General features: G+C 60.8%; 6 protein-coding genes. 5 read left to right on the top strand and 1 reads right to left on the bottom strand.

Annotation, left to right across the window (positions count from 1 at the left end):
- From RUW20_RS18615 to RUW20_RS18595, 5 genes are all read left to right on the top strand, one after another.
- Positions 1-352: ice-binding family protein (locus RUW20_RS18615; RefSeq protein ID WP_313953714.1), on the top strand; the 352-nt coding region annotated here is incomplete at its 5' end.
- Between the two features lie 403 nt (positions 353-755).
- Entirely contained in the window at positions 756-1559 is an 804-nt protein-coding gene (locus RUW20_RS18610) for an ABC transporter permease (protein ID WP_313953713.1), read from the top strand.
- Between the two features lies 1 nt (position 1560).
- The gene (locus RUW20_RS18605; protein WP_313953712.1) at positions 1561-2397 is read left to right on the top strand and encodes an ATP-binding cassette domain-containing protein; all 837 of its coding nucleotides are present in this window, start codon (positions 1561-1563) and stop codon (positions 2395-2397) included.
- Entirely contained in the window at positions 2382-3308 is a 927-nt protein-coding gene (locus tag RUW20_RS18600; RefSeq protein WP_313953711.1) for an MlaD family protein, read from the top strand. Before RUW20_RS18605 ends, RUW20_RS18600 begins: the two co-directional genes overlap by 16 nt.
- Before the next feature lie 221 nt (positions 3309-3529).
- On the top strand, positions 3530-4042 hold the full coding sequence (locus RUW20_RS18595) for an ABC-type transport auxiliary lipoprotein family protein (protein ID WP_313953710.1): 513 nt from the start codon (positions 3530-3532) through the stop codon (positions 4040-4042).
- Positions 4043-4157: 115 nt separating this feature from the next.
- On the opposite strand, the gene RUW20_RS18590 is transcribed toward RUW20_RS18595, so the two are convergent.
- On the bottom strand, positions 4158-4617 hold a 460-nt coding region (locus RUW20_RS18590), incomplete at its 5' end, for a DNA-J related domain-containing protein (protein WP_313953709.1).

The following is a 4617-nucleotide window of genomic DNA, read 5'->3' as shown; positions in this document are numbered from 1 at the left end:
AGCTTCAAATTACGGCGTGTATTGGGATGTCGGTAGCGCTGCGACTCTGGGTACAAGCACGGCTTTAATAGGGAATATCATCGCCAAGGAAGCGATCACCCTCAATACCAGTGCGACGATTCTGTGCGGCAGGGCCATCTCGCTGACAAAGGCGGTAACGATGGATACCAACACCATCTCCAACGATTGCAGCGCCGACACAATCGCCGGCACCGACTACGGCAGCCAGGGCTATAGCGGCAACGGCGACAACAGCGCCGTACCGCTGCAACCTGTCCCCGAGCCGGCCACCTTGGCGCTGCTGGGACTGGGGTTGGCGGGGCTCGGATTTTCCCGCAGACGCAACGGCTGAGAGCACCCCTTCTCCGTGACAGACCCCGCTGCGGCGGGGTTTGTCGTTTCGCAGCGGCATTCGGGGACAGACCAGAATGGCACTAAGTTAAGCAGCTTGTGCACGATATTGGTTGCGGTGCGGGATCTCATTCATTTTTGGCGGAGGGACGGTAGACCCACGCGACAATCGCCACGAAGGCAAGGGGATGCCGAGATAGCGTCCGTATTCAGCGAGCAAGCTTGCGGTTTGATCCATTGAGTTTCTCCATCACTGTGTCAATGTGCTTCCTGCGCTGGGCCAGACTGACCGACCAGCGGCATGTTGACTGCGGCGAGGCCTTGATTGTCGTGCTTTCCTTGCCAAGGTTTTGTACGCTGACGTACAGACTGGATGAATCAAGCGGTCTACTGTCCAGTGCATCATGAAACGCGCGTCGAATTTTGCACGCCTGGGCCAGAGTGCCGCGGCCGCTTACGAACAGGCCATCGCGCTGCTCGGCTTTGTTGGGGAAAGCGCGTTGGCCTTTGCGGGATGCATAGCGCACCCTGCGCGCTTCAGGTGGCGCCCCATCCTGTACAACATCCGAAGCGCCGGGTTCGACGCACTGCCGATTGTTGGGCTACTGTCGTTTTTGCTCGGGATCGTGGTTGCCTTCCAAGGCGCCGACCAGCTCAGGCAATACGGGGCCAATATCTTTGTGGCCGATCTCGTTGGCCTGTCCATGCTGCGCGAATTCGCCCCCTTGATCACCGCCATTATCGTCGCCGGCCGCTCCGGTTCTGCCTATGCCGCACAGATCGGCAGCATGGCCGTAACCGAGGAAATCGACGCCATGCGTACTCTCGGCATCGCACCGCTGGAAATGTTGGTGTTACCGAAAATCATCGCGTTGCTGGTCGCGCTACCGCTGTTGACAGTGTTCGCGGACGTCTGCGGCGTGTTTGGCGGGATGATCATGGCGCGTGCGCAACTGGATGTCGGTTTTGCCGAATTCTTTGATCGTTTTACCAAAGTGGTCAGCGTCACGGCCTATCTCATAGGCATTTTCAAGACGCCGGTATTCGCGGTCATCATCGCGGTGGTGGGGTGCTTCCAGGGCTTTCGCACCCGGGGCGGCGCCGACAGTGTGGGGCGCCAGACGACGCGCAGTGTGGTGCAGGCAATCTTCCTGGTGATCGTTGCCGACGGACTGTTCTCGGTCATCTTCAGCGTGCTGGATCTCTGACATGCCAGGCACCGCAACAGCGAACTCGGCGGTCATCGAGATCAGCAAACTGTCAACGCGCTTCGGTGAGCATGTCGTGCACGCCGGTCTCGACCTCGAAGTACGCCAGGGCGAGATTTTCGCCGTGATTGGCGGCAGCGGTTCCGGCAAGTCGACGCTGCTGCGCGAAATGATCTTGCTGCACCGCCCTGATGCCGGCTCGATACGCGTTCTCGGTGTCGACCTCCGGGACATCGACGACCCGGCGGCCCTTGCCTTGCGCCTGCGCTGGGGCGTGATGTTTCAGCATGGCGGCTTGTTTGGCTCGTTGACCGTCATGGAAAATGTCGGGCTGCCGTTACGCGAGCACCGCCACCTTGATGACGCGGCAGTCGATGCGCTGGCCGCGCAAAAACTCGCCCTGACCGGCCTTGATCCAGAGGTCGGCGAGCAATATCCGTCCGAGCTCAGCGGCGGCATGATGAAGCGTGCGTCGCTGGCCCGCGCCCTGGTACTCGACCCGGAACTGCTGTTTCTCGACGAACCGACCGCCGGCCTCGACCCGGAAAGCGCCGGCGAAGTCGACCAGCTCGTGCGCAAGCTGCGCGATCAGGGCGGGCTGACCATCGTCATGGTCACACACGACCTCGATCTATTGTGGCAACTGGCCGATCGCGTTGCCTTCCTCGCCGATGGCAAGGTGGCGGGCATCGGCTCGATGGCCGAACTGGCGTTGATGGACGAGCCCGCCATCCGCAAGTTCTTCCACGGCCCGCGCGGCCGGGCGGCGCAGGAACAGCAGCAGTCCGCATCGCCGCAAAGTGAAAATCTCAGGAGTCCAGCATGGAAACCAAAGTGAACTACGCGGTCATCGGCGCGTTCGTCCTTGTCCTCGGTGCTGTCTTGGTCGCTGGCGTGCTCTGGCTCGCCTCGGGCGGCGCATTTCAAAAGAAGTTCGACCTGTATCTTGCCATCGAAGACGAGTCGGTCGCCGGCCTCAATCTGAATGCCCCGGTCAAATACAACGGTGTCGACGTCGGCAAGGTACGGCAAATTGAGCTCGATCCCGCCAACCCGGAACGGGTGATCCTGCTCTTCGCCATCGAGCGCGGGACGCCGATCAAGGAGGACACCGTTGCCGTGCTGAAAACGCAGGGACTGACGGGCATCGCCTATGTCGAACTCAGCGGCGGCGGCAAGGACGCATTGCCGCTGCAGATCACGGCGGGCAACCAGTATCCGGTGATCCGCACCAAGCCATCGCTCGCCGCCCGGCTGGAGAATGTGCTCACCAGCGTACTGGCCAAGCTGGACAGCACATCGAACAATATCAACGCGCTGCTCAGTGACGCGAACCGGGCAGCCTTCACGAGTACGCTCGCCGATATCGCCACCGTGGCCAGGACGATTGCCGCGCGCAAGGACGCCATCGACGCGGGCATGGTCAATGCTGCGCGCACGCTCGAAAACTCCTCGCGCATAACGGCGCAACTCGAGCCGGTGGTCAAACGCATCGGCAGTGGCGCCGACGCCATCGAAAAAATGGGCAATGAAGTCGCCAGGACGAGTGCCAGCGCCGGCAAGACGGTTAACGCCATCGGTGTCGACGTCAAGCGTTTTACCGCGGAGACCTTACCGGAGCTGGAACGCCTGCTCGGCGAACTGAGTGTGCTGTCGGCCTCGCTGCGGCGCCTGACCGAGCAGACGGAACGCAATCCGGCCGGCCTGCTGTTCGGTCGCCAGCCGGTGCCAGAAGGGCCTGGCGAGTGATCAAAAGGAGCAACGCAACCATGACTAATTCATCTTTCGCCCAAACCTGCCAGTTGGGTGCCGCCATCGTTTTGATGTCGCTGCTCGGTGGTTGCGGGGCGCTGAAAACAACGCCACCGCCAGCGTTCTTTTCGCTTGACAGCACGCGCAGCGACGCCACAGTATCAGTTGCGAAAAGTCGGCGCTGGCGGGACGGCGCCGACTTCTCACGGGCACCGACCTTGATCGTCAATCCACCGCGTGCTGCTGCAGGTTTCGACAACCAACGCATCGTCTACGTGCGAGCGGCCCACCAGCTTGAATATTTTGCACACAGCGAATGGGCGGATACGCCGGCGCGCATGATCGCGCCTCTCATCGTCGAGGCGATTGAAAACAGCGGGACATTTGGTGCCGTGGTACTGACGCCGAGCGCCGCATCCGGCGACCTGCGACTCGACACCGAGATTGTCCGCTTGCAACAGGAGTTTGATGGCGTGCCAAGCCGGGTACGCTTTACGTTACGCGCCTCCCTGGTGGATAACATCACCCGGCACGTGCTGGCACAGCGCGAATTCGACACATCCGTTGCCGCCGCAAGCGACGATCCGCGTAGTGGCGTCGAGGCCGCCAATCGTGCCGTACATGAAGTGCTGGAAAGCCTGGCGGGCTTTTGCAGCGACTCCGTAGGCCGCTGGCGTCCGGCTGCGGCCGATGGCCCGGCAGGGACCGCCAACAGCCCGAGGGGTCGTTGAGGAGTAATAGGGAGTAATCACTAATGGGGTCAGAGAGATCTGTTTTTTGGCTCTTGGACAACTATTCACTCTGATCCCCCCTAGCACCGGATCATCCGCCGATTGCGGAGCATCGTTAAGCGGGGCCTGCCCCCTGTTGCTCCTGATACAAAATACGCAACACTCTCATTGCCCACTCAAGACGCTGAAACCGAGTGGAATCACCGCCCCGGTCGGGATGCCAGCGCATGGCGAGGCGACGATATTGCCGTTTGATTTCCGGATAGCTGGTGGGCGGTGTTAGCTCTATCACGGCCAATGCTTCATCACGCTGATCTTTTCCGACGAAGCGCTTCCAGAAGTTTTCAAGCATTCGCAATACGTCCGACTCGTCGGTAGATTTCAGATTGTCCATGTCGAGGTAGTAAGCCGCGAGCGGATCGTAGCTCGCCGGATGAACGGATGGCGCGTCTCGGTAAGGAATGATCTGGATACCCAGGCAATCGATAGTCAAGTCACCCGCTTCGCCCACGCGCAATTTGTCGCGGAGCAGGTAAAGGCAATGAAAGAGCAGGAAATGGCGCTGGAACAACCCG

Origin of the sequence: Accumulibacter sp. (assembly GCF_032229525.1) — a bacterium.
Taxonomy (GTDB): Bacteria; Pseudomonadota; Gammaproteobacteria; order Burkholderiales; family Rhodocyclaceae; genus Accumulibacter.
Note: the sequence above shows the minus strand (reverse complement) of the source record. Positions and strands in the feature narration are given on the sequence as shown.

Bases quoted from the DNA above. Each gene is read 5' to 3' on its own strand.
- RUW20_RS18610 (WP_313953713.1), top strand. From the start codon at position 756: ATGAAACGCGCGTCGAATTTTGCACGCCTGGGCCAGAGTGCCGCGGCC.
- RUW20_RS18605 (WP_313953712.1), top strand. From the start codon at position 1,561: ATGCCAGGCACCGCAACAGCGAACTCGGCGGTCATCGAGATCAGCAAA.
- RUW20_RS18600 (WP_313953711.1), top strand. From the start codon at position 2,382: ATGGAAACCAAAGTGAACTACGCGGTCATCGGCGCGTTCGTCCTTGTC.